Source organism: Pseudomonas sp. MWU12-2020 (assembly GCF_023100605.1).
Lineage (GTDB): Bacteria > Pseudomonadota > Gammaproteobacteria > Pseudomonadales > Pseudomonadaceae > Aquipseudomonas > Aquipseudomonas fluorescens_H.
The window spans coordinates 72,525-97,014 of record NZ_JALMEX010000011.1 but is presented as its reverse complement, the minus strand read 5'-3'; the positions used below and the strand labels follow the sequence as shown (position 1 = coordinate 97,014).

At 61.0% G+C, this 24,490-nt stretch carries 23 protein-coding genes; 14 read left to right on the top strand and 9 right to left on the bottom strand.

Going from position 1 to position 24,490, the window contains the following annotated elements; all coding sequences use genetic code 11:
* The first annotated feature begins 34 nt into the window (after positions 1-34).
* Positions 35-709 carry a hypothetical protein gene (locus tag M0814_RS22455; protein ID WP_103483990.1) on the top strand — a complete coding sequence of 225 codons (675 nt, stop codon included), beginning with the start codon at positions 35-37 and terminating at the stop codon, positions 707-709.
* Between the two features lie 65 nt (positions 710-774).
* On the opposite strand, the gene M0814_RS22450 is transcribed toward M0814_RS22455, so the two are convergent.
* Positions 775-1,752, bottom strand: a complete 978-nt coding sequence (locus M0814_RS22450) for an NADPH:quinone reductase (RefSeq protein WP_103483989.1) — start codon at positions 1,750-1,752, stop codon at positions 775-777.
* A gap of 164 nt (positions 1,753-1,916) precedes the next feature.
* Here M0814_RS22450 and hemF point away from each other — a divergent pair, with 164 nt between their 5' ends.
* Complete coding sequence (hemF, locus tag M0814_RS22445; RefSeq protein WP_003220249.1) at positions 1,917-2,831, top strand: oxygen-dependent coproporphyrinogen oxidase; 915 nt, start codon at positions 1,917-1,919, stop codon at positions 2,829-2,831.
* A gap of 9 nt (positions 2,832-2,840) precedes the next feature.
* Positions 2,841-3,662 (top strand): shikimate dehydrogenase, encoded by an 822-nt coding sequence (aroE, locus tag M0814_RS22440; RefSeq protein ID WP_103483988.1) that lies wholly within the window; start codon positions 2,841-2,843, stop codon positions 3,660-3,662.
* A 90-nt stretch (positions 3,663-3,752) separates the two neighbouring features.
* Here the strand turns inward: aroE and M0814_RS22435 are convergent, their stop codons facing one another.
* The 3 genes from M0814_RS22435 to betC form a co-directional block, all read right to left on the bottom strand.
* On the bottom strand, positions 3,753-5,321 hold the full coding sequence (locus M0814_RS22435; protein ID WP_003220253.1) for a SulP family inorganic anion transporter: 1,569 nt from the start codon (positions 5,319-5,321) through the stop codon (positions 3,753-3,755).
* A gap of 211 nt (positions 5,322-5,532) precedes the next feature.
* Positions 5,533-6,453 (bottom strand): choline ABC transporter substrate-binding protein, encoded by a 921-nt coding sequence (gene choX, locus M0814_RS22430; RefSeq protein ID WP_103483987.1) that lies wholly within the window; start codon positions 6,451-6,453, stop codon positions 5,533-5,535.
* Between the two features lie 15 nt (positions 6,454-6,468).
* A complete protein-coding gene (gene betC / locus M0814_RS22425) occupies positions 6,469-7,983 on the bottom strand; it encodes a choline-sulfatase (protein ID WP_103483986.1) in 1,515 nt (504 codons plus the stop codon).
* A 114-nt stretch (positions 7,984-8,097) separates the two neighbouring features.
* Here betC and M0814_RS22420 point away from each other — a divergent pair, with 114 nt between their 5' ends.
* Positions 8,098-9,048 carry a LysR family transcriptional regulator gene (locus M0814_RS22420; RefSeq protein ID WP_103483985.1) on the top strand — a complete coding sequence of 317 codons (951 nt, stop codon included), beginning with the start codon at positions 8,098-8,100 and terminating at the stop codon, positions 9,046-9,048.
* Between the two features lie 82 nt (positions 9,049-9,130).
* Here the strand turns inward: M0814_RS22420 and M0814_RS22415 are convergent, their stop codons facing one another.
* Entirely contained in the window at positions 9,131-9,796 is a 666-nt protein-coding gene (locus tag M0814_RS22415; RefSeq protein ID WP_103483984.1) for an NAD(P)H-binding protein, read from the bottom strand.
* An 80-nt stretch (positions 9,797-9,876) separates the two neighbouring features.
* On the opposite strand from M0814_RS22415, the gene M0814_RS22410 reads away from it, so the two are divergent.
* Positions 9,877-10,203: a DOPA 4,5-dioxygenase family protein gene (locus M0814_RS22410; protein WP_003220261.1), complete on the top strand. Its 327-nt coding sequence runs from the start codon at positions 9,877-9,879 to the stop codon at positions 10,201-10,203.
* Here M0814_RS22410 and M0814_RS22405 read toward each other — a convergent pair whose 3' ends face one another.
* From M0814_RS22405 to M0814_RS22395, 3 genes are read right to left on the bottom strand one after another with little or no spacing between them, the layout of a single operon-like run.
* The gene (locus tag M0814_RS22405; RefSeq protein WP_103483983.1) at positions 10,204-10,605 is read right to left on the bottom strand and encodes a GFA family protein; all 402 of its coding nucleotides are present in this window, start codon (positions 10,603-10,605) and stop codon (positions 10,204-10,206) included.
* Between the two features lie 15 nt (positions 10,606-10,620).
* Positions 10,621-11,127, bottom strand: coding sequence for a hypothetical protein (locus tag M0814_RS22400; protein ID WP_103483982.1), 507 nt, complete (start codon positions 11,125-11,127; stop codon positions 10,621-10,623).
* On the bottom strand, positions 11,124-12,137 hold the full coding sequence (locus tag M0814_RS22395) for an ATP-binding protein (RefSeq protein WP_103483981.1): 1,014 nt from the start codon (positions 12,135-12,137) through the stop codon (positions 11,124-11,126). Before M0814_RS22395 ends, M0814_RS22400 begins: the two co-directional genes overlap by 4 nt.
* Before the next feature lie 416 nt (positions 12,138-12,553).
* Here M0814_RS22395 and M0814_RS22390 point away from each other — a divergent pair, with 416 nt between their 5' ends.
* From M0814_RS22390 to M0814_RS22350, 9 genes are all read left to right on the top strand, one after another.
* Positions 12,554-13,861 carry a CitMHS family transporter gene (locus M0814_RS22390; protein WP_007954069.1) on the top strand — a complete coding sequence of 436 codons (1,308 nt, stop codon included), beginning with the start codon at positions 12,554-12,556 and terminating at the stop codon, positions 13,859-13,861.
* Between the two features lie 70 nt (positions 13,862-13,931).
* Positions 13,932-14,699 carry a TerC family protein gene (locus M0814_RS22385; RefSeq protein WP_003220266.1) on the top strand — a complete coding sequence of 256 codons (768 nt, stop codon included), beginning with the start codon at positions 13,932-13,934 and terminating at the stop codon, positions 14,697-14,699.
* Between the two features lie 442 nt (positions 14,700-15,141).
* Positions 15,142-16,800 (top strand): Na/Pi cotransporter family protein, encoded by a 1,659-nt coding sequence (locus M0814_RS22380; protein WP_003220268.1) that lies wholly within the window; start codon positions 15,142-15,144, stop codon positions 16,798-16,800.
* A gap of 163 nt (positions 16,801-16,963) precedes the next feature.
* Entirely contained in the window at positions 16,964-18,352 is a 1,389-nt protein-coding gene (locus tag M0814_RS22375) for an insulinase family protein (RefSeq protein WP_103483979.1), read from the top strand.
* Positions 18,353-18,543: 191 nt separating this feature from the next.
* Complete coding sequence (locus tag M0814_RS22370) at positions 18,544-19,572, top strand: DUF5924 family protein (RefSeq protein ID WP_103483978.1); 1,029 nt, start codon at positions 18,544-18,546, stop codon at positions 19,570-19,572.
* Positions 19,573-19,627: 55 nt separating this feature from the next.
* Positions 19,628-20,776 carry an ABC transporter permease gene (locus M0814_RS22365; protein ID WP_103483977.1) on the top strand — a complete coding sequence of 383 codons (1,149 nt, stop codon included), beginning with the start codon at positions 19,628-19,630 and terminating at the stop codon, positions 20,774-20,776.
* Positions 20,773-21,576, top strand: coding sequence for an ABC transporter ATP-binding protein (locus M0814_RS22360; RefSeq protein WP_103483976.1), 804 nt, complete (start codon positions 20,773-20,775; stop codon positions 21,574-21,576). The genes M0814_RS22365 and M0814_RS22360 overlap by 4 nt, the downstream gene beginning before the upstream one ends.
* 1 nt (position 21,577) lies before the next feature.
* Positions 21,578-22,516 carry an MlaD family protein gene (locus M0814_RS22355; RefSeq protein ID WP_103483975.1) on the top strand — a complete coding sequence of 313 codons (939 nt, stop codon included), beginning with the start codon at positions 21,578-21,580 and terminating at the stop codon, positions 22,514-22,516.
* Positions 22,513-23,139, top strand: coding sequence for an ABC-type transport auxiliary lipoprotein family protein (locus tag M0814_RS22350; protein WP_103483974.1), 627 nt, complete (start codon positions 22,513-22,515; stop codon positions 23,137-23,139). The genes M0814_RS22355 and M0814_RS22350 overlap by 4 nt, the downstream gene beginning before the upstream one ends.
* Positions 23,140-23,260: 121 nt before the next feature.
* On the opposite strand, the gene M0814_RS22345 is transcribed toward M0814_RS22350, so the two are convergent.
* The gene (locus M0814_RS22345; RefSeq protein WP_103483973.1) at positions 23,261-24,490 is read right to left on the bottom strand and encodes a spore maturation protein; all 1,230 of its coding nucleotides are present in this window, start codon (positions 24,488-24,490) and stop codon (positions 23,261-23,263) included.

Sequence of the window (24,490 nt, the reverse complement as noted above, 5' to 3'; positions counted from 1 at the left end):
AACACTTCGATAAGTTAAGGTCTGCGGAGAAAGAATGGACACTACGAATTTGCAACTCACGGATTATCTGCAGGCGCTTCAGGTGACGTTAAAGAGTCACCATGAGGGTTGCCGTATCGTGATGCTTGAAGCGGGGGCGGATACTCAGGAGTTCGACCGGTTTGTCGATCGGCAATTTCGACTCCGGCTGCAGCATTACATGCTGACTTCACGGGCGCGGATGCTCGAAACCAGACTGGCGATAAAGTCGCGAAGTACCCACTTTCTGCTGTATCGGCACGATCAACTGTTGGCAGTATTGAGGGCGACTCCGGCGCCGTTCGAATGGGTATCGCTGGCGCAGCAACACGTTTCGCTCACGGTGGCGCTGTCGCGCCATGTCGAATTCAGCCGCTTGATCTCGTACACGCCCAATCAACTGCCCATTGCGATCAACGGTCTGTTGGCGGCCGCTACCGAGTGGGCGATAAAACGCGGTTATCAGGGGGTGACCGCGTTGTGCAGATCGCAACAACTGCGCTTTTATCAGCGTTTCGGCCTGATGCCGATCGCCTCCAATGCGCTGCACATCGACCAGCGCGCACGCGGCGATTACTGGGTGTTGTCAGCCGAGTGGCGGCAAATCCTCGCGGCGGTTCAACAGCCCGATCACGCGACGGTTGGCCACCTGGTACAAAAACCGTTGGAGTGTCCTCTGCCGAGGTGCTGAACGCGTTCGAACTGTCTTGCCAGCCATGGGGTTTCAAACCTGACTGGCAAGATGCCGAAGGTTGATCAGGGCAGCAGGATGGTCGAGCCGGTGGTGCGCCGCGCCGACAGTTCGGTCTGCGCCTTTGCCGCGTCAGCCAGTGGATAACGCTGGCTGATGTCCACCTTGATCTTGCCGCTGATGATCATCTCGAACAGCTCGTCGGCCATGCGCTGCAGGTTCTCGGCGTTGTTGGCGTAGGTCGCCAGGGTCGGGCGGGTCACGTACAGCGAGCCCTTGGCCGAAAGAATCCCCAGGTTCACCCCGTCCACCGCACCGGAGGCATTGCCGAAACTCACCACCAGCCCGCGCGGTGAGACGCTGTCGAGCGAGGTCAGCCAGGTGTCCTTGCCGACGCCGTCGTACACCACCGGGACTTTCTTGCCGTCGGTCAGCTCCAGCACCCGCTGTGCCACGTTTTCCTGACTGTAATCGATGGTTGCCCAGGCGCCGTTGGCCTTGGCCAGTTCGGCTTTTTCCTTGGAGCTGACGGTGCCGATCAGTTTCACGCCCAGGGCCTTGGCCCATTGGCAGGCCAGCGAACCGACGCCCCCGGCGGCGGCGTGGAACAGAATGGTTTCGCCACCCTTGAGTTCATAGGTCTGGCGCAGCAGGTACTGCACGGTCAGGCCCTTGAGCATGACCCCGGCGGCGGTTTCGAAGCTGATCTCGTCCGGCAGTTTCACCAGGTTGGCTTCGGGCAGCACGTGCAACTCGCTGTAGGCACCCAATGGGCCGCTGCCATACGCCACGCGATCACCGACCTTGAACCGGGTGACTTCACTGCCCACCGCATCGACGATACCCGCGCCTTCAGCGCCCAGACCCGATGGCAGCGCCGGTGGCGCATAGAGACCGCTGCGGAAATAGGTGTCGATGAAGTTCAGGCCAATGGCTTTGTTGGCCACTCGCACCTGTTGCGGGCCGGGGGCGGCGGGCTGGTAATCGACATACTCGAGTACTTCGGGTCCGCCGTGGGCGCGGAACTGGATACGCTTTGCCATCTGCCTACTCCTTGGGTCGTTTTGCGAGGCCCCTATCCAACTCCCCTGCTTGATCTTCGTCAACTGCGGCGCTCGGGTCTGCGGTGTTATGCTACGCGCCCATTTGCGCCGCCCCCTGCCTGCGGGGCGCCCGCGTAGTGATGCCCCTGATTCAAGGTGAAGCCATGACGACCCGCACCGACGCCGTAAAGGCCTATCTGCTCGACCTGCAAGACCGTATCTGCGCCGCGCTGGAAACCGAAGACGGCGGCACGCGCTTCGTCGAAGACGCCTGGACCCGGCCTGCCGGCGGTGGCGGTCGTACTCGCGTGATCGAGAACGGTACGGTGATCGAAAAGGGCGGCGTCAACTTTTCCCACGTGTTCGGCAGCGGCCTGCCACCGTCGGCCAGCGCCCACCGTCCGGAACTGGCCGGTCGCGGTTTCGAAGCCCTCGGCGTGTCGCTGGTGATCCATCCGCACAACCCGCATGTGCCGACGTCCCACGCCAACGTGCGCTTTTTCATCGCCGAGAAGGAAGGTGAAGAGCCGGTCTGGTGGTTCGGCGGTGGCTTCGACCTGACTCCGTATTACGGCAACGAAGAAGACTGCATCCACTGGCACCGCGTCGCCGAACAGGCCTGCGCGCCGTTTGGTGCGGACGTCTACCCGCGCTACAAGGCGTGGTGCGACACCTACTTCCACATCAAGCATCGCCACGAACCGCGCGGCATCGGCGGCCTGTTTTTCGATGACCTGAACGAGTGGGACTTCGACACCAGTTTCGCCTTCATGCGCGCCATCGGTGACGCCTACATCGATGCGTACCTGCCCATCGTGCAACGCCGCAAGAACGATGCGTTCACCGCGAAACAGCGTGAATTCCAGGAATTCCGCCGTGGCCGCTACGTCGAGTTCAACCTGGTCTACGACCGTGGCACGCTGTTCGGCCTGCAATCGGGCGGGCGTACCGAGTCGATCCTCATGTCGCTGCCGCCGCAAGTGCGCTGGGCCTATGACTTCAAGGCCGAGCCCGGCAGTGAAGAAGCGCGCCTGACCGACTACTTCCTGCAAGACCGCGACTGGCTGGCCGAGGCCTGAGGACTGCTGATGGATCGTTACGTCGTTTTCGGTAACCCGATCGGCCACAGCAAGTCGCCGATGATTCACAAACTGTTCGCCGAGCAGACCGGCCAGCGCCTCGACTACAGCACCCTGCTGGCGCCACTCGACGACTTTACTGGCTGCGCCACGGCGTTTTTCCAGGACGGTCGCGGCGCCAACGTCACTGTGCCGTTCAAGGAAGAAGCCTTTCGCCTGGCGACCAGCCTGACCGCCCGTGCGCAACGCGCGGGTGCGGTGAACACCCTGAGCAAACTGGCCGACGGCTCGTTGCTCGGTGACAACACCGACGGTGCCGGACTGGTGCGCGACCTGACGGTGAATGCCGGTTTCAGCCTGACCGGCAAGCGCATCCTGCTGCTCGGCGCTGGCGGCGCGGTGCGTGGCGCGCTGGAGCCGTTGCTGGCCGAGAAGCCGGCATCGGTGATCATCGCCAATCGCACGGTGGACAAGGCCGAGCTGCTGGCAGAATTGTTCGGTGATCTGGGGCCGGTGTCGGCCAGTGGTTTCGACTGGTTGCAGGAGCCGGTGGACGTGATCATCAACGCCACCTCCGCCAGTCTGACCGGCGATGTACCGCCGATTGCGCCGAGCCTGATCGAACCGGGCCAGACCCTGTGCTACGACATGATGTATGGCAAGGAACCGACCGCGTTCTGCCGTTGGGCCAGCGAGCATGGTGCGGCGGTGTCGATGGATGGTCTGGGGATGCTGGCTGAACAGGCTGCCGAGGCATTTTTCCTGTGGCGCGGGGTGCGTCCGGATACGGCGCCGGTGCTCGCCGAACTACGCCGCCAGTTGGCCCTTTAAAAGCTTCGCGAGCAAGCCCGCTCCCACATTGGAATGCGATCAAATGTGGGAGCGGGCTTGCTCGCGAATGGCCGCACCGCCGATTCTGGATCAATCCTCAAACCGGATCGGGCATTTCTCCGGCCCTTCCAGCTTTCTCAACTCCTCCACCACCTGCGGCCGCGCTCGGCGCAGGGTCAGGCTGCGATCCTGACGCAGCAGGCGCCGCGCCTCCTGATGCAGCATTTCCACCCCCGAATAATCGATGAAGTTGATCTGCTGCGCCTCGATCACCACCCGCGTGCCGTGCAGCCGTTGCAGGCGCACTTGCAGGTAATGGCTGGCGCCGAAGAAGATCGAGCCGCCAACCCGCAACACATCCTCTTCACCCTCGCGCCAATGCTGTACTCGCGGTTGCGAGGTGCGCTTGAGGTAAAAGAACAGTGACGCCAGCACTCCGGCGTAGATTGCCGTCTGCAATTCCAGCAATAGCGTGGCGAGGCAGGTCAGGGCCATGACCACGAACTCGGCGCGGCTGACCCGCAGCAGCGAACGAATCCCGCGATGATCCACCAGCCCCCAGGCGATCAGCAGAATGCTTCCGGCCATCGCCGGAATGGGAATGTGTGAAATCAGCCCGGCGCCGAAAATCGCGAACAGCGCGACCCAGATCGCCGAAAACACCCCGGCCAGCGGCGAACAGGCACCGGCCTCGTAACTCAGACCTGAGCGGGTGAACGAGCCGGCGGACAACGAGCCGGAAAAGAACGCCCCGACGATGTTCGATAGACCCTGCGCACGGACTTCCTGATTGGCATCGAGCAACTGCTGGGAGCGCGCGGCAATCGAACGGGCAATCGACAGACTCGTCACCAGCCCGAGCATGCCCACCGCCACGGCGCTCGGCAGCAAGCGCAGCACCAGATCCAGATCCAGCGGCAACGCGCTGAACGGCGGCAAGCGCCCGACAAAGGCGCTGACCCGATGCACGTGGCCGAACATCGTCGGCCACAGCCACACCAGCAGGCTGCCGAGCACCAGGGTTATCAACAGGGTCGGCCAGCGCGGCAGCAATTGTCTGAGCACGAAACCGACCACCACCGTGGCCACGCCCAATACCAATGAAGGTTTATCCACAGCCTGCAGGTGCTGCAGCAGATCCATCAGGCTGTCCAGGGCCGTGGCTTTGGCCGGCAGATCCAGCCCCAGCAGATTCGGCAACTGGCCGATGGCAATCACCACCGCTGCGCCGAGGGTGAAGCCGAGCACGACCGAATGCGAGACGAAATTCACCAGCGCGCCGAAGCGCAGCAGGCCGAGCAGCCACTGGAAAATCCCCGCCAGAAAGCTCAGCAGCAGAATCAGGGTGATGTAGTCCTGCGACGCGGGCACGGCCAAGGGGCTGACGCTGGCATACAGCACAATCGAAATCGCTGCGGTCGGGCCGCAGATCAGGTGCCACGAGGAACCCCAAAGGCAGGCGATCAGCACCGGGATGATCGCCGCATAGAGGCCGTATTCCGGCGGCAGGCCGGCGATCAGCGCGTAGGCGATCGACTGCGGCAGCGCGAGAATGGCACCGCTCAGGCCAACGACCAGATCCCGGCCGACGCTGGCGCGGGTTTGCCGGGGCAGCCAGGTCAGGAAGGGGAAAAGTGAATGGCGACTGGGCAGGGCCATGGGTCCTCGCGGGGTGTGGGTTTATGCAAGGTTATCAGGACGCGCCAATCACTGTGGTGAGGGGATTTATCCCCGATGGGCTGCGAAGCGGCCCCAAAACCGACGGTCTCGGTGAGTCAGGTATACCGAGTGCATAGATTTTGCGACTGCTGCGCAGCCGATCGGGGATAAATCCCCTCGCCACGGGTAAGTTGTCGTCAAGTGGAAAGCGTTAGAGCTTGGCCTTCACCGCAGGCAACGCATCCTTGCCATCCACGGTCTTCACCCCATCCAGCCACTTGTCCAGCACCGCCGGATTGGCTTTGATCCATGCCTTCACCGCATCGGCATTGCTGACTTTCTTGTTCACCACCTCAGCCATGATGCTGTTCTCCATGTCCTGGGTGAACGCCAGGTTGGTCAGCAACTTGCCCACATTCGGACAGGCCTCGGCGTAGCCCTTGCGCGTGAGGGTATAGACGCTGCCGGTGTCGCCGAAATACTTCTCGCCGCCCTTGAGGTAATGCATCTTCAGCTGCACGTTCATCGGGTGCGGGGTCCAGCCGAGGAAGGTGACGAATTTCTGTTTCTTCACCGCCCGCGAGACTTCGGCGAGCATCGCCTGTTCGCTGGATTCGATCAGCTTCCACTGGCCGAGGTCGAAGTCGTTCTTCTTGATGATTTCCTGCAGCGAAATGTTCGCGGGCGCCCCGGAACCGATGCCGTAGATCTTCTTGTCGAACTTGTCGGCGTATTTGTTCAGGTCGGCAAAGTCATGCACACCGGCGTCCCACACATAATCCGGGACGGCGAGGGTGAACTCGGTGCCGTCGAGGTTCTTCGCCAGTTGCGTGACGTCACCGGTGGCGACGAACTTGTCGTAGAAGCCCTGCTGCGCCGGCATCCAGTTGCCGAGGAACACATCCACCTGACCGTCCTTCAAACCACCGAAGGTGATCGGCACCGCGAGGGTGTCGACCTTAGCCTTGTAGCCCATGCCGTCCAGCAGAAACCCGGCGATGGCGTTGGTCGCGGCGATGTCGCTCCAGCCCGGGTCGGCCATTTTCACCGTTTCGCAGCTTTGCTCGGCGAATGCCGAAGCACTGCCCAGAGCCAGCAGGCCAATCGTCAGTGCTGTGGATAACTTGCGCATGGACTTCCCCTTACATTATTGATTTTGGCAGGGTTGTGGATAACGGGCCTTGCGCTCCAGATCGTCGAGGTCGATGTGGTTGCGCATGTACTGCTGACTGGCGTCCACCAGCGGCTGGTGATCCCAGCTCTTCAGCTTGCCGATGGTCAGGGCGTCGGCGACAAAACGTCGGCGACGCTGGCTGGCGAGCACCTCGCGGTGAATCGCCGGGATGTCCCACTTTGCTCGCGCTTCGGCGAGAAAATCGTCGAACAGCTGGCGATGTTGCGGCGACTGGCTGAGTTCTTCGAGTTCACGCGGATCGTTGTGCACATCGAAGAGTAGGCACGGGTCGCTTTCACTGTAGATAAATTTGTAGGCGCCGCGACGGATCATCATCAGCGGGCTGACCGTGCCCTCCGCCATGTACTCGCCGAATACTTCGTCATGCCCGCCCTGCCCTTGCAGGTGCGTCAGCAGCGAGCGGCCGTCCAGCGGCAAGTTCGGCTCCAGGCTGCCACCGGCCAGTTCGACGAAGGTCGGCAACAAGTCAGCGGTGGACACCGCAGCGCTGACCCGGCCGGCAGCGAACTGGCCTGGAGCACTTATCAACAGAGGCACGCGAGCAGCCATCTCGAACCAGTGCATTTTGTACCAGAGGCCTTTCTCGCCAAGCATGTCGCCGTGGTCGCCGGAGAAGACGATGATCGTGTCGTCGATCAGCCCGGTATCTTCGAGGGTTTGCAGGAGTTTGCCGACGTTGGCGTCGATATAGCTGCACGCGCCGAAATAGGCGCGACGCGCGTCGCGAATTTTATCCACAGGCAGCGGTTTGTCCCACAGGTCGTAGACCTTGAGCAGGCGCTGTGAGTGTGGATCGAGGGAATGTTGATCCGGAGTGCTCGGCAACGGGATGTCGCCATCGTCATACAAATCCCAGAACGCCTTGGGAATCGTGTACGGGTCGTGTGGGTGAGTCATCGAAACGGTCAGGCAGAACGGCTGATCTCCGTCCTCGCGAATGTGATCGAACAGGTATTGCTGGGCCTTGAACACCACCTCTTCATCGAAGTCGAGCTGGTTGGTGCGCACGCACGGCCCGGCCTGCAGCACCGACGACATGTTGTGATACCAGCTCGGGCGCACGTCTGGCTCGTCCCAGTTCACCGCCCAGCCGTAATCGGCCGGGTAGATGTCGCTGGTCAGGCGCTCTTCGTAGCCGTGCAATTGATCCGGGCCGCAGAAATGCATCTTGCCCGACAGCGCGGTGCGGTAGCCGAGGCGGCGCAGGTAATGGGCGTAGGTCGGAATGTCGGCGGGGAAATCGGCGGCGTTGTCGTAGGCGCCGATCTTGCTCGGCAACTGACCGCTGACCAGGGTGAAGCGCGACGGCGCGCACAGCGGACTGTTGCAATAAGCGGCGTCGAACACCAAGCCCTGAGCGGCGAGGCGCGAAAGATTCGGCAGTTTGATCGGCGACGGGCCGTAGATCGGCAACATTGGCGCGGCCATTTGATCGGCCATGATGAAAAGAATGTTCTTGCGCTTCATGTGATCGCGGCATTCCATAGTGAATATTTATGCGACATTGCTGCGATCGAGCATGGAGTCCATGCTCTGTCCGGTAAAGCCCGCGCCGGACAATGACTAGGATAAGCACAGCTTATGTATGAAGCCCTGGGCAATCTGTCCCTCGACCTGCTGCGCGCCTTCGAGGCGGCGGCCCGTCACCGCAGCTTTACCGCAGCGGCGGTGGAGCTGGGCACCACGCAGCCAGCGATCAGCCAGCAGATCAAGCGTCTGGAAGAACAGCTGGGCGCACGACTGTTTGACCGGATCTACCGCGGGATCGAACTGACCGAGGGCGGGACAATCCTGTTCGAGCAGGTTCAGCTCGGTTTGCAGAACATCGACGCAGGCTTGAGCGCGATCAGCGCGCAGCAACAGCATGAGGTATTGCAGGTCGCCACCGACTTCGCGTTTGCGGCGTACTGGCTGATGCCGCGCCTGCATCGCTTCCACGAAGCCAATCCGAATGTCGACGTCAGCCTGGTCACCAGCGAGCGCAACCACAACATGCTGCGCACCGACATCGATGTCGCGATCTTGTTTGGCGACGGGCGTTTCAAGCAGGGCGAGAGCCATTGGCTGTTCAGCGAAGAAGTGTTTCCAGTGTGCAGTCCGCAGTTGCTCAAGGAGCGTGCCCTGCCCTTGCCTGCTCAGGCATTGCTGGAATTGCCGCTGCTACACCTGCGCGGGGAGAACAGCAGCAATTGGTTTGACTGGAGCGGGCTGTTTCGCGAACTGGGTATCAGCACGCCACCCGCGCCGGGCCAATTGCGTTTCGACAATTACACCCTGTTGATTCAAGCGGCGATTGGCGGTCAGGGCGTGGCCATCGGCTGGCGCCACCTTGTGGATAACTTGTTGAGCCAAGGCTTGCTCTGTCGGCCAATCGCCGAGACTATGTTGTCGCGTCTGGGGTATTACGTGGTACTGCCGCAACGCAAACGCCGGGGCGCGTTGATTCAGCAGTTTGTCGATTGGTTGATGGCGGAACAGGCCAGCAGCGCCGAATCTCTGACTGGATTGGGGTTACCTTCGATTGCGGTTTGAACAGCAAAAGATCGCAGCCTGCGGCAGCTCCTACAGGGGAATCGCGTTTCAAATATAGGAACTGCCGAAGGCTGCGATCTTTTTACGTATCTGACGTCGCCACAAAATTCACATGTTGCCCCACATGCAGGTTCAATCGCAGCTCATCGGCAATCCCCACCGCGACCCGGTTCAGGCGTTCCAGCGGCTCCGCCAGTCCCGGCTCCAGATTGCCGCCCACCTGACTGAAATGCTCAATGGTCAGCCCCGCTACCCCGTGGGGCGCATTCACCAGTGTCCACTGCAGCGGGCTGCTTTGCAGGGCTTCGCGGATTTCTTCGGCGGCGTGGCGTTGCAGCCCGTCGTCCAGCTCCGGCTCGTCGAGCACGGCAAAATTCCCCACCAGGAACAGCCTGGAAACGTTGGCCGCTTGCAGGCCGTCGACCAGTGCATCGACCGCCAGCACCTGTTCCACCGGGCCGAGCACTACGGACCTTTCCACATGGTCGCTGCTGAACGGCAAACCGGGAGCATCCAGCAGACAGATCACCGCCGAACTGCCCGCTACGCTTTGCTTGACCCGCTCGGCATCGAACAGATCGCCGCTTTTGGTGCGCAGGCCGGGACGTGGCGCGAGTACGTTCAAATCGTCGAGAATCGCGATGACTTCGTGCTGCCGTCGCAGCAATTCAGCCATCAACGCACCGCCGAGGCTGGCCATGGCACCATAGAGCACCACTTTCACCGTCGGGGTTTCGGCATTTTTCATGGCTGAGCTCCTGTTCTTGTCATATGGCGTGTGACCTACAGGAAACGGCGAGGGTTCGAATTCGATTCAGAGGCTTTCAAATGCACACGATCAAGGGCTACCACGCCCATATTTATTACGACGCCAGCACGATTGCTCAGGCCCGGGCCTTGTGCGAACAGGCCGCGCAGTTGTTTCCAGTGCAGATGGGCCGGATGCACGAACGTCCGGTCGGCCCACACCCGGACTGGAGCTGCCAGTTGGCTTTCGGCCCGCAGTTGATCGGCGATCTGTTGCCGTGGCTGGCGCTCAATCGCAATGGGCTGGTGGTGTTTTTGCACCCGGATACCGGCGATGACTTGCTCGATCACACCGAGCATGCGATCTGGATGGGGGCGATGCGTCCGCTGGATCTGTCTATTTTCTGATCAAAGCGTTTCTTCAGGCTCGCCCGGCAGATGCTCGTCCAGATGCAGCCAGGGCAATTGGCTGTCGGTCCAGATGTGCCGCTCGGCCGGCGCCCGCTCCGGGTGATCCAGCGTGGCGATGGTCACATCGATGCTCTCGGGACTGAGCAATGTCACCAGAGCCAGCTGCGCGCCACAACGCGGACAGAAATACCGCGCGCAACTGTCCGACGAGTCATAGCGCGAAGGCGTCCCCGCCAGCCAATGAAAGCTGGCTGCCGGAACCGTGATCCAGGTGGTGACGATTCCACCGCTGACCTTGCGGCAGATCGAGCAGTGGCAGTGGGCAATGTCCTGCAATGGCCCGCTGAACCGATAGCGGATATGTCCGCAATGGCAGCCGCCGCTGTGCGATAAAGTCATCGCCTGCCCTCTTAGTTAACTTATCAGATTCCTGGCCCGTGCCATTTCGTCATTAATGACGACGACTGAGCCCGGTTTTAGCCCGAGAGTCTTCGCTAAAGAGCTCATTGCCTTATTCAGCGCGTCACGTAGTCCGATCATCCATTCCTTTGGAAATTGGTTTATGACCAGAATGCATTTTATGGCGCAGTTTGAGAGATCAAGATTCAAGAAACCCGCTGGAAGGTGTTCATCACTGTGAGGGTGCCGCCTAAGGCAGGCCGCAAGCGTCAATTGCACTGAGTTGGTGAATTTTTGCCTGATCTCTTCTACGAATACTTCGGTCTGCCGAGGAGCACTTGATTTTGCCTCTACAAACCAGACTTCCTGAGGTTTGTCCTGAAGATCGCGAAGTAGAACAAACTCAGTGACCTTGATGCCGTTTCCTATTTTTTTGGACAGTGGACTGTTTTCGATCGGAAAAAGCTGATCCTCTGAAAACGGCCCGAAAATCATCCCTGATTCTTCGATTGAAATAGTCATCCCAGAGCCAGCTCCACTTCCTCTTCATAAAGACGAATGGACTCATCGACGATGGGGTTGTCCGGCATACCTTTGAGAAGATCATCACCGAGCCATTCGCCGTCAATTGACGAGAGAACAGGGATAGACATGTTCTGTTTTTGCGCCGCGAGATACAGCGCTTTAATGACGAAATACGAGTGGCTGGCAATGAAAAACTGAATCCCGCTTGCGGCCAGAGACACAATGATATCGACGAGCCTGGTGATGGCTACCGGATGCAAGGCCGACTCGGGTTCGTCGATGAATACCATGGAATCTTTGGTCAGGAATCGATTGCCCAGCAAGGTGTCGAGAATGGCAATTTTCTTGATGCCCTCAGCAGTAGAGCCAATCTGGAACTTCTGATTGCCTTTTTTGAATTGCCAGCGATTTGTACTGCTGTCGAATTCCACCTTGCCGCCGAACATCTCCTCCAGATTCTCCCTGGCCTTTGCGAAATGAGCGTGATTTTTTCCTTTCGTCGGTAGGAGGCGGAGTGCTTTCGCCAGATCGTAATAGGTGTCGTCGAAACCGAAGTCTTTATCGATGTCACGGCTTTTCAGAATAATGTGTTGCAGGGAAAGTACTTCCTTGGGAGGAAGAAATATTGAGTTGCTGCCTCGTGGAGGGACGTGATTTTCTAACGTGGCAATGTTCTTTGTCGTGTCTTTGCCGAATGCGTACCGAAACGCTCGAGAGTCAACGTTGACCTTGCACATCAACGGACCGTCTGCGCTTTTTGTTACCAGGTCGCCAATCTTGTCTGCCTGAAACGTCCAGTAAAGTTTGTCTGCCAGTATCTCCGCGGCGGAACGTTGTTCATTTCCACGCTGGTACTCTTCGAGCGTGCGCATCGTGCAGTAAAGCGCTTTGAGCAAAAACGTCTTGCCGCTGCTGTTTGCTCCGATAATCAGATTCAAGTTTGAGAGCTTGCCCCAGCGGATTTTTTGTAGCGGGCCGAAATTATCTAATTCAACGCTATTAAGCATTGGTTGGAGCTCCTCTCAAACATTGCAGTGGCGCAAGCCTAGCATTGCGTTTCCCTTCCATACAGCGGGTGAAGACGCTCCCTCAGAAACTACAGAAAGGTCTTACGACGTTCATCGTTGTATCTGCTTCCAGTTGCATGAAAGTGGCCGCGCCTCTCGTCAGACCTTTCATCCGCGAAAGGTAGCTGAAAGGTTGCCCGATTAGGATCGCCGCCACTACCGGCAACAGACCGGTTGGCCAGCGCGTGTGATCGCTCGCACGTCAGGCCCAATTAACAACAACAATGGTGATCTGATGTCCTCTGTAACCCGCCTCTTCGCTGTCACTCCGCCCGTACGTCTCGTGCTTCCCGTTCTGCGCTGATCCCTTTCCGATCCGCTCACTTCACTCGCCGCGCTACGCCTGGAGTATTCCCATGCTGACTTTCCTTGGCTTTGCCATGGTCATCACGTTCATGTTCCTGATCATGACCAAGCGCCTGTCTGCGCTGATCGCCCTGATCATCATCCCGATCCTGTTCGCCCTGTTCGGTGGTTTCGCGCCGAAGATCGGCCCGATGATGCTCGAAGGTATTACCAAGCTTGCGCCGACTGGCGTGATGCTGATGTTCGCCATTCTGTACTTCGCCCTGATGATCGACTCCGGCCTGTTCGACCCGGCCGTGCGCAAGATTCTCAAACTGGTCAAGGGCGACCCGCTGAAAGTTTCGGTCGGTACCGCCGTGCTGGCGCTCGTCGTTTCCCTCGATGGTGACGGCGCGACCACTTACATGATCTGCGTGGCCGCCATGCTGCCGCTGTACAGCCGCATCGGCATGAGCCCGCGGATCATGGCCGGTCTGATCATCCTCGCCGGTGGCGTGATGAACATGACCCCGTGGGGCGGTCCGACCGCGCGTGCCGCCAGTGCGCTGCATGTGGACCCGTCGGACATCTTCGTGCCGATGATCCCGGCCATGGCCGCCGGTGTGGTGGCGATCCTGATCATTGCCTACTTCTACGGCAAACGTGAGCGTGCGCGTCTGGGCGAGCTGCACCTGATCGGCGACGAAATCGATCACAGTGAAATCAGCGTGTCGCAATTCCCCGATGCCCGCCGTCCGAAGCTGATCTGGTTCAACGGCCTGCTGACCCTGGCGCTGATGTGCACCCTGATCGCCGGCCTGCTGCCGCTGCCGGTGTTGTTCATGGTGGCGTTCAGCATCGCGATGATCGTCAACTACCCGTGCCTGCAAATGCAGAAGGACCGCGTTGCGGCTCACGCCGGCAGCGTGCTGTCGGTGGTCAGTCTGATTTTCGCTGCGGGTATCTTCACCGGTATCCTGTCCGGAACCGGCATGGTCGACGCCATGTCGAAAAGTCTGCTGGCAGTGATTCCGGACTTCCTCGGCCCGTACCTGGCGGTGATCACGGCGCTGGTGAGCATGCCGTTCACGTTCTTCATGTCGAACGACGCGTTCTACTACGGCGTGTTGCCGGTGCTCTCCGAAGCGGCCAGCCATTACGGCATCACCGCAGTGGAAATGGCCCGTGCCTCGATCGTCGGTCAGCCCGTCCACTTGCTCAGCCCGCTGGTACCGTCGACCTACCTGCTGGTGGCGCTGGCCGGCATCGAGTTCGGTGATCACCAACGTTTCACCCTGAAGTGGGCAGTGCTGGTCTGCCTGTGCATACTGGTGGCCGCCTTGCTGCTGGGGACTTTCCCGCTGTTCAGCACGTTGTAACGGCATTCACTCACCATGACGCCAGCTGCTTGCTGGCGTTCTGGTTTAACACTCGCTCAAAGGAATACACATGGATTGGCTGACCAACCCCGAAATCTGGGTTGCCTTCTTTACCCTGACCGCCCTGGAAATCGTTCTGGGCATCGATAACATCATCATGATTTCGATCCTGGTCAGCCGCATGCCCAAGCACATGCAGCAGCGCACGCGCATCTTCGGCCTGGGCCTGGCGATGATCACGCGGATCCTGTTGCTGCTGTCGATCACCTGGGTCATGCGCCTCACCGCCGACCTGTTCGTGGTGTTCGGCCAAGGCATTTCCGGGCGTGACCTGATCCTGTTCTTCGGTGGCCTGTTCCTGCTGTGGAAGAGCTCGCAAGAGATGTACCACGCGCTGGAAGGCGAAGACGAAACAGGCGACGAGCCTTCGGGCAAGGGCGGCAACTTCCTCTACACGATCATCCAGATCGCGATCATCGACATCGTGTTCTCGCTGGACTCGGTGATCACCGCTGTCGGCATGGTTTCCCATGTGCCGGTGATGGTCGCGGCAATCGTCGTCGCCGTGCTGGTGATGATGGCGGCCTCGGGCAAGATCAGCGAGTTCATCGACAAGCACCCGTCGCTGAAGATGCTGGCGCTGTCGTTCCTGCTGGTGGTCGGTACCGTGCTGATTGCTGAGTCGTTCGACGTGCACGTACCGAAAGGCTACGTCTACTTCGCCATGGCGTTCTCGCTGGCGGTGGAAGCGATCAACATCAAACTGCGCGGCGCGATGGCCAGGAAGAAACAGCAGCAAGATCCGGTGAAACTGCGCAAGGACGTTCCGGGGCAGTAATCCGGTAGCCCTGAATCACGCAACACCCCTGTGGGAGCGAGCCTGCTCGCGAAGACGGAGTGTCAGTCGACAACAATGTTGGCTGATCCACCGCTTTCGCGAGCAGGCTCGCTCCCACAGTTGTTCAGGGGTACTGAAGAATCCGGGGCAGCCGTAATACCTGTAGGAGTGAGCCTGCTCGCGATCGCCGGTCCGTCAGTAAACAACGATGTTGAAGTTGATGGCCCTATCGCGAGCAGGCTCACTCCTACAGGGGACCGCGTTGATTTCAGATGAGGTGAATAAACCCATTTTCATGACACTTTTGTTTCAATCCGCACTTTAGCTGTGCAATGCTGGCGCCCAGTCCGTTAGCCAACTACAGCTTAAGTATCAAAAACGTAGAAACCGCGCGGTACCGTCAACTTGCCCCTCTGGGGCGCTGCCATTACAGGGGGTCTGCATGCTCACCCTGCTCAATTTGCTGTCTGCCGTGGCCCTGCTGATCTGGGGCACGCATATCGTCCGAACCGGCATCCTGCGGGTGTACGGCACCAATCTGCGCCATGTGATCGGCCAGAACATGTCCAAACGCTGGCTCGCGTTCGTCGCCGGCATCGTCGTGACCGCGATGGTGCAGAGCAGCAACGCCACCGCCATGCTCGTGACCTCCTTCGTCGGCCAGGGCCTGATGGCGCTGACCCCGGCGCTGGCGACCATGCTCGGCGCCGACGTCGGTACCGCGCTGATGGCGCGGGTGCTGACGTTCGATCTGTCGTGGCTGTCGCCGCTGCTGATTTTCCTCGGGGTAATTTTCTTTCTGTCGCGCAAACAGACGCGGCTCGGGCAGATGGGCCGGGTGGCGATTGGCCTGGGGCTGATCATTCTCGCGCTGCAATTGATCGTCGAGGCCGCCGCGCCGATCACCCATGCCCAAGGGGTGAAGGTGATCTTCGCTTCGCTGACCGGCGACATTCTGCTCGACGCCCTGGTCGGCGCGTTGTTCGCGATGATTTCCTATTCCAGCCTCGCTGCCGTGCTGCTGACCGCAACGCTGGCCGGCGCCAGTGTGATCAGCCTGCCGGTGGCGATCGGTCTGGTGATCGGCGCCAACATCGGCAGCGGCGTGCTGGCGTTCATGAGCACCAGCATGCAGAACTCGGCGGGCCGGCAAGTGGCGCTGGGCAGTCTGTTGTACAAGCTGATCGGCCTGTTGTTGATCATCCCGGTGCTCGATCCGCTGGTGCACTGGATGGACGGCCTGGATTTCAGCCCGCAGGAAATGGTCATCGGCTTCCACCTGCTCTACAACACCGCACGCTGCCTGATCCTGCTGCCCAGCGTCTCGCCGATGGCACGTCTGTGTGCCTGGCTGCTGCCGGAGCGTGCGGAGGTCAACGGCACCGCCAAGCCGCGCCATCTCGATGCAACGGCGCTGGTCACCCCGAGCCTGGCGCTGGCCAATGCCGCCCGCGAGACCCTGCGCATGGGCGACCTGATCGACAACATGCTCGACGCGATGCTCGATGTGCTGCGCGGCAAGCAGACCGCCATCACCCAGGAAATGCGCCGTCTGACCGATGACGTCGAAGCGCTGTACAGCGCGATCAAGCTGTATCTGGCGCAAATGCCCCGCGAGGACCTTGGCGAGCAGGACAGTCGGCGCTGGGCGGAGACCATCGAGCTGGCGATCAATCTGAAACTGGCCAGCGACCTGATCGAACGCATGCTGCGCAAGGTGCAGCAGCAGAAGACTTCGCAGCGTCGCTCGTTCTCCGAGGACGGTCTGGAAGAGCTGGCCGGGTTGCATCAGCAACTGATCGCCAACCTGCGCCTGGGCCTGTCGGTGTTCCTCAGCGGCGACAAGGAAAGTGCTCGGCAACTGCTACGCGAGAAACGTCGTTTCCGCGCACAGGAACGCCGTTTGGCCCATGCGCATGTCAGCCGTTTGCAACGCAAGATCGTGCAGAGTCTGGAAACCAGTTCCCTGCATCTGGAGTTGATTGCGGATATGAAACGCTTGAATTCGCTGTTTTGCAGCAGTGCTTATGTGGTGCTGGAAACCTCGGACACCGGGGCGCTGGAGTCGGACGATATGGTAGACATTACGCATTCGCCTTGAACGTCTGGGGCTGGGGTCAGTCAGTAACATTGATTCAGCCGCAAGATATTCGCGAGCAGGCTCGCTCCCACAGGGAATGAATTTCAAGGTGGGAGCGAGCCTGCTCGCGAAAGCGGTCTGAATAGCGACACGGATCTCCAAATCAGCCGTATGGAAGCCTGTTATGCGTTGCCTGTTGTTCGCCTGTCTATTGCTCGGTTCCCTGCCCGTCTTCGCTGTTGATCGATTTCAGGTCGAAGGCTATGCGCTGCCCAACGGTTTGCAGCTGTTGCTCAAGCCTGGCACCGAACGCGGGCATGTGGCGATTCGTCTGGTGGTGGGCGTTGGTCTCGACGATTTCGATTGCGATGAAAAAGAGCTGCCGCATCTGCTTGAGCATCTGCTGTTCAGCGGCGTCGATGCCACCGGCGAAGGCGGCCTCGAGGAGCGCATGCAGGCGCTGGGCGGTGAGTGGAACGCGTTCACCAGCAACGCCGACACCACGTTCGTCATCGAAGCCCCGGCAAAGAATCAGCGCAAGGTGCTCGACCTGCTGCTCGACCTTTTGACCCAGACCCGCATCGACGACAACGCGATCAACGCCGCCAAACGTGTGGTCGAGCGTGAGGACGGCGGCCACTACACGCGCCTGCAGCGCTTCCTCGACCGCCAGGATCTTGGCCACACCGCGAGCAATCAACTGGCCGTGGAACTGGGCCTGAAATGCCCGCAACGCGCCGAAGTCGGCCATCTGACCCAGGAGCAACTGGAGAAGGTGCGCAAGACCTGGTACGCGCCGAACAACATGACCCTGATCGTCGTCGGCGAGCTCGACAAACTGCTGCCAGCCTATCTGGAACGCACCTGGGGCGCGCTGGAAGCGGTGGACCCGGCGGAGCACCGTGAACTGCCGGACATCCGCACCAACGCCGCCCATGAACGCACCCTCACCCGCGGCTTCATCGGCGACAGCGCCAAGTTGCACTGGCTGGTGCCGGAGCCGATGCTCGACGATCAATACGACGAGACCTTCGACATCCTCAAGGACTACCTCGACTGGGCGCTGTACCGGCAGATCCGCCTGAACCATGGCTTGTCCTACGGGCCGTGGGCCGAGCGTGAAGTGTTTGGCGGGGTCGGTTTCATGAGCCTCAACGCTGACGTCGATCGCGATGACCTCGCCGAAGCCCAACAGGTGCTGGAAGACCTCAAGGCCGATCTGCTGAAAAACGGCCTCGACCCGGACACCTTCGCCCGGATCAAACAGGCCGCCATCGCCCATCAGGCCTGGGCGGTCCAGGGCAACAGCGCGATGGCCGATTACTACTGGAGCGCGCTGGGCGACTACGAAGACGGCCGCTTCGCCAACCCCGCCCGCGAGCTGCAAGGCGTGACGCTGGAAACGGCGAACAAGGCCATGCGCGAGTTGCTGCTGCAACCGGGGTATCTGCGGATCGAGAAACCGTTGCTCAGTGATGATGAGGTGTTGTGGCTGATTGCCGGTGGTCTGGGCGTGGTGTTGCTGGTGCTGATTGGCTGGCGCTTGCACCGTCGTAAGCCAGCCAAACACTGAACCTGTGGGAGCGGGCTTGCTCGCGAATGCGGTGTGTCATGCAATACATGCACTGACTGATACCACGCCTTCGCGAGCAAGCCCGCTCCCACAGGGAACTGTGGTGATTTTACTGACCGGGAGCCTCGCCACGTCGCCCGGCGGACGGTACTCTGTCGAGGTTTTTTCCTATCCAGTCGTGAACCGCCCACATGCCGAAAATCCCCCTCCTGATCCAGCGTATTCTCGAGCTGATGAAGCGCTATCCCGGGGTGATTGCGCTTGGCGGTTTCATCTCCGGGGTCGGCAGTTTCATTCTGGTCGACCGCCAGCAGGGGCTGGCGAGCTGGATCACCATCATCATGCTGCTCAGCTGGATCTGGCTGATGCTGGAAAACACCCTGACCGGCCTGTTCACGCGCATCTTCAAGCGGGAAATCCCCCAGCCGCTGCTGCGTTACGCAACGCAGATGATCCACCAGGAAAGCCTGTTTTTCGTCCTGCCGTTCTTCTTCATCACCACCACCTGGAACAGCGGCCAACTGATCTTCACCGGGTTGCTGTGCATCGCCGCGTTGATCTCGATTGTCGACCCGCTCTATTACAAATGGCTGGCGCCACGGCGCTGGGCGTTTCTCGCGCTGCACACCCTGACCCTGTTCGCCGCCCTGCTCACTGCGCTGCCGGTGATCATGCACCTGACCACCGCGCAGAGTTTCAAATGGGCGCTGGGTACGGCGGTGGTGCTGTCATTCCCGAGCCTGGCGTCGATTTTCCCGATCCGCACGGTGCGCAACGCGCTGGCCATTCTGTGCATTACCGTCGGCATAGGCGCGGTCGGCTGGACCCTGCGCTCGTGGGTGCCGCCGGCGACGCTGTGGATGACCGACGTGGCGATCAGCACTCAGTTGCAGGATCGCACCCCGGGCGACAGCCTCGAACAGGTCAGCGCCGAGCAGATCCGCGACGGCGGTCTCTACGCCTACACCGCGATCAATGCGCCGCGCGGGCTGGATGAGCGGATCTACCATGTGTGGCAGTTCAACGGTCAGGAAGTCGACCGCATCGCCCTCGACATCCACGGCGGGCGCAAGGAAGGCTACCGGGCGTGGACGCACAAGCAGAACTTCCCCGGCAATCCGGCGGGCAAGTGGCAGGTGCGGGTGCTGACCGAGGACGGTCAGGTGATCGGCGTGCTGCGTTTCGAAGTGACCGACAGCACAGCGATCAAAGAAAAGTAATCCGGTTCGTGCTATTACGTATGCCAGCGTATTTAGCCGAACAAGCACGGAGCTTATGATCAGCAGCTCAATGAGCGGTAATGCCCAGCTGGACACCTCGATCAGCCCTGCCCGCCTGCGGGTTTCCGGGGACTGGACGCTTGCCCATTACGCCGACCTCAAGCACCTGACCGAAAAACTCCGCGGCCAGTACGACGCCAATACCGTGGTCGACCTCAACAGCCTCGGTGCGCTCGACACCGCTGGCGCTTCGTTGCTGGTGGAACTGCTCGGCTCCGAGCGTCTGGGCAGATCCGCCGAACACCCCGACTGCACGATTTCCCAGGCTGACCGCGCACTGCTGCAAACGGTGTATCGCTCGCTGACCGACTTCTGCGTGCCGATCAAGGAGCCGGAAATCAGCGTCAGCGTGCAACTGCTGACCCGCATCGGGCGCGCAGTGGAAACGGTCTGGCAGGACACCCTGCAAGTGCTGGGCTTCATCGGCCTGATCCTCGAAACCATCGCCCGCAATCTGCTGCGCCCCAAGCGTTGGCGCATCACCCCCGTCGTCGCCCACATCGAACAGACCGGTCTCGACGCCGCGCCGATCGTGGCGCTGCTGACCTTTCTGGTCGGTGCGGTGGTGGCGTTTCTCGGCGCCACGGTGCTCGCCAGTTTCGGCGCGACGATCTTTACCGTGGATCTGGTGGGCTTCTCCTTCCTGCGCGAGTTCGGTGTGCTGCTCACGGCGATCCTGATGGCCGGGCGCACCGCCAGTGCGTTCACCGCGCAGATCGGCTCGATGAAGGCCAACGAGGAAATCGACGCGATCCGCACCCTCGGCCTCGATCCGATGGAGTTGCTGGTGGTGCCCCGGGTATTGGCGATGCTGGTGGCGCTGCCGATGTTGACGTTTCTGGCGATGCTCTGCGGGATCATCGGTGGCGGCGTGGTGTGTGCGGTGTCGCTGGGGATTTCGCCGGCGATGTTCCTCTCGCTGCTGCAAAGCGACATCGGTATTCAGCACTTTCTGGTCGGCTTGGTGAAAGCGCCGATTTTTGCTTTCCTGATCGCCACGATCGGTTGCCTGGAAGGCTTCAAGGTCAGCGGCAGCGCCGAATCGGTCGGCGCGCACACCACGTCTGCCGTGGTGCAGTCGATTTTCGTGGTGATCGTGCTCGATGCGGTGGCTGCGCTGTTCTTCATGGAGATGGGCTGGTGAGTCGTCTACCCCGCGCGCCCTCGGAGGCGGTGATCGAAGTCCGTGGCCTGTGCAATCGCTTTGGCAGCCAGAGCGTGCACGAGAACCTTGATCTGGATTTGTACAAAGGCGAAATCCTCGCCGTGGTTGGCGGTTCCGGCAGCGGTAAATCGGTGCTGCTGCGCAGCATTGTCGGTTTGCGCCGGCCCAGCGAAGGCAACGTGAAGGTGTTCGGCCAGAACCTCCCGAGCCTGTCCGAGCATGAGCGTTCGCTGGTTGAGCGACGTTTCGGCGTGCTGTTTCAGAAAGGCGCGCTGTTCTCCTCGCTGACCGTCACCGAAAACGTCGCCCTGCCGCTGATCGAACACGCCGGCCTGAGCCGCAACGACGCCGAGCACCTGGCGGCGGTGAAGCTGGCGCTGGCCGGGCTGCCGTTGTCGGCGGCGGACAAATACCCGGCGTCGCTGTCCGGCGGGATGATCAAGCGCGCCGCGCTGGCCCGGGCTCTGGCACTGGATCCGGACATCCTGTTTCTCGACGAACCCACCGCCGGCCTCGACCCGATTGGCGCGGCAGCGTTCGATCAACTGATCCTGACCCTGCGTGATGCGCTGGGTCTGAGCGTGTTTCTGGTGACCCACGACCTCGACACGCTCTACACCATCACCGACCGCGTGGCAGTGCTGGCGCAGAAGAAAGTGCTGGTGGCCGGCCCGATCGATGTGGTCTCGGAAACCAACGACGCGTGGATTCACGAATACTTCCACGGCCCGCGCGGCCGCTCGGCGCTGGACGCCGCCAAATTGCTCAACGAGGTCTGACATGGAAACCCGAGCCCATCATGTGTTGATCGGCCTGTTCTCAGTGATTGTCGTGGCAGGCGCCCTGCTCTTCGGCCTGTGGCTGGCCAAGTCCAGCGTCGACAGCGAGTTCAAGGATTACGAAGTGGTCTTCAACGAGGCGGTCAGCGGCCTGTCCAAGGGCAGCCCGGTGCAGTACAGCGGGATCAAGGTCGGTGACGTGGTCAGCCTGCGTCTCGACCCGAAAGACCCCCGCCGGGTGCTGGCACGGATTCGTCTGGGCGGTGACACCCCGGTCAAGGAAGACACCCAGGCCAAACTGGCGCTGGCCGGGATCACCGGCACTTCGATCATCCAGCTCAGCGGCGGCACCCCTGAGAGCCCGAAATTGCGCGGCCATGACGGCGAATTGCCGACCATCGTCGCGGCGCCCTCGCCCATTTCCCGGCTGCTCAACGACAGCAACGACCTGATGACCGGCATCACCGCCCTGCTGAACAATGCCAACCAGATGTTTTCCCCGGAGAACGTCGAGCGCGTCAGCAACACCCTGGCGCACCTGGAGCAAACCACCGGTTCGATCAACGATCAGCGCGGCGACCTGCGCCAGGCCATGCAGCAACTGGCGAGCGTCGGCAAGCAGGCCGGCAGCATGCTCGAGCAAACCTCGGCGTTGATGCGCAACGCTAACGGCCTGCTCAACGATCAGGGCAAGCAGGCGCTGGGCAGTGCCGAGCAGGCGATGAAGTCACTGGAACAGAGCAGCGCCACCATCAACGGCTTGCTCAGCAAGAACCAGAACTCCCTCGACAACGGCTTGCAGGGCCTCAATGGCCTGGCCCCGGCGATCCGCGAACTGCGCGAAACCCTGACCTCGCTGCGCGGCATTTCGCAACGCCTTGAGGCCAACCCCAGCGGCTACCTGCTGGGCAGTGACAAGAACAAGGAATTCACCCCATGAAGCTGACTCACTTCGCTCTCCTCGCCAGTTTCTCCCTGCTCTCGGCGTGCTCGATCCTGCCCAAGGCCGAGCCCTCTGACGTCTATCGCCTGCCCGCCGCGCAAGCGCCCGCCTCGGCCAGCTCAGCGGCGACCCAGCACTGGTCGCTGCGCCTGAACAAGTTGCAGGCCAGCGAAGCGCTGAACCGGCCGAACATCGCGGTGATTCCCCAGGGCGACGTGATCAGCAGCTACAAGGCTTCGCGCTGGAGCGATCCGGCGCCGGTGCTGGTGCGTAATCGGCTGCTGGATGGCTTTGCCCGGGATGGTCGGGTGACGCTGCTCAGTACCGATGACAGCAACTTCGCCGCGGATCTGGAACTGGGCGGCAATTTGCAGGCGTTTCAGACCGAGTATCAGGGCAATCAGGCCAGCGTCGTGGTGCGCGTCGATGCGCTGCTGGTGCGCGGCTATGACCAGAAGATCCTCGCCAGCCGCCGCTTCGAAGAGCGTCAGCCGTTGAACGATGTGCAGGTGCCGGCGGTGGTGGCGGGGTTTGGACAGGCCAGTGATCGGCTGACGGCCAAGGTTGTCGCGTGGGCCGTTCAGCAAGGCCAGCAATTCACCCAACAACCCAGACCTTAAACCTTGTGCATAACCCCTGTGGGAGCGGGCTTGCTCGCGAAGGCGGTGTGTCAGTCAATACACAGGTCGACTGACCCACCGCTTTCGCGAGCAAGCCCGCTCCCACAATGGGGATTTGTGGTTAACCGAAGAACCAGTAGCAGACGCCAATCGCGCCGAGCACGCCAGCCAGTTCCGCCAGCAACGCACAACCCACCGCGTGCCTTGCGCGCTGAATCCCCACCGCACCGAAATACACCGCCAGCACATAGAACGTGGTCTCGGTACTGCCCTGAATCGTCGCCGCCACCAGAGCCGGGAAGCTGTCGACGCCGGAGGTCTTCATGGTCTCGATCAGCATCGCCCGTGCGGCGCTGCCGGAAAACGGTTTGACCATCGCGGTCGGCAACGCATCGACGAAACGTGTGTCCCAACCGGCCCACTGCACCAGATGCCGAATGCCATCGAGGCCGAAGTCCAGCGCTCCGGAAGCACGCAGCACGCCAATCGCGCAGAGCATCGCCACCAGATACGGCAGCAGGTTCTTGGCGACGTCGAAGCCCTCCTTCGCGCCCTCGACGAACGCCTCGTAAACCTTGACCTTGCGTAACGCGCCGATCACCAGGAACAGCATGATCAGGCCGAACAGCGTCAGGTTGCCGAGGATCGACGACAGTCCGGCAAGCGCTGTGGCCGACATCGTCGCCAGCAGCGCCATGAAGCCGCCGAGGATCAGTGCGCCGGGAATCAGATAGGCCAGCACCACCGGGTCCCAGATACGCAGGCGCTGCATGAACGCCACCGAGAGGAAGCCGACGATGGTCGAGCAACTGGTCGCCAGGAGGATCGGCAGAAACACCAGGGTCGGGTCCGGCGCGCCTTGCTGGGCGCGGTACATGAAGATCGTCACCGGCAGCAGGGTCAGCGACGAGGCGTTGAGCACCAGGAACAGGATCTGCGCGTTGCTGGCGATGGTCGTGCTGGGGTTGAGCTCTTGCAGCGCTTTCATCGCCTTGAGGCCGATCGGCGTGGCGGCGTTGTCCAGCCCCAAGCCATTGGCGGCGAAGTTCAGGGTGATCAGGCCCAGTGCCGGGTGACCGGCCGGGACTTCCGGCATCAGCCGCAGAAACAGCGGGCCGAGCACCTTGGCCAGCCATTCGACGATCCCGGCCTTTTCGGCGATGCGCAGAAAGCCCAGCCACAGGGTCAGCGTGCCGAACAGCAGCACCATGACCTCGACCGAGAGTTTGGCCATGGCGAAAATGCTTTCCACCATCGCCGCGAAAATCCCGGCGTTGCCACCGACCAGCCACTGCACCAGCGCAGATATTGCCGCCACGACGAAGAAGCCAAGCCACAGGCCATTAAGCAT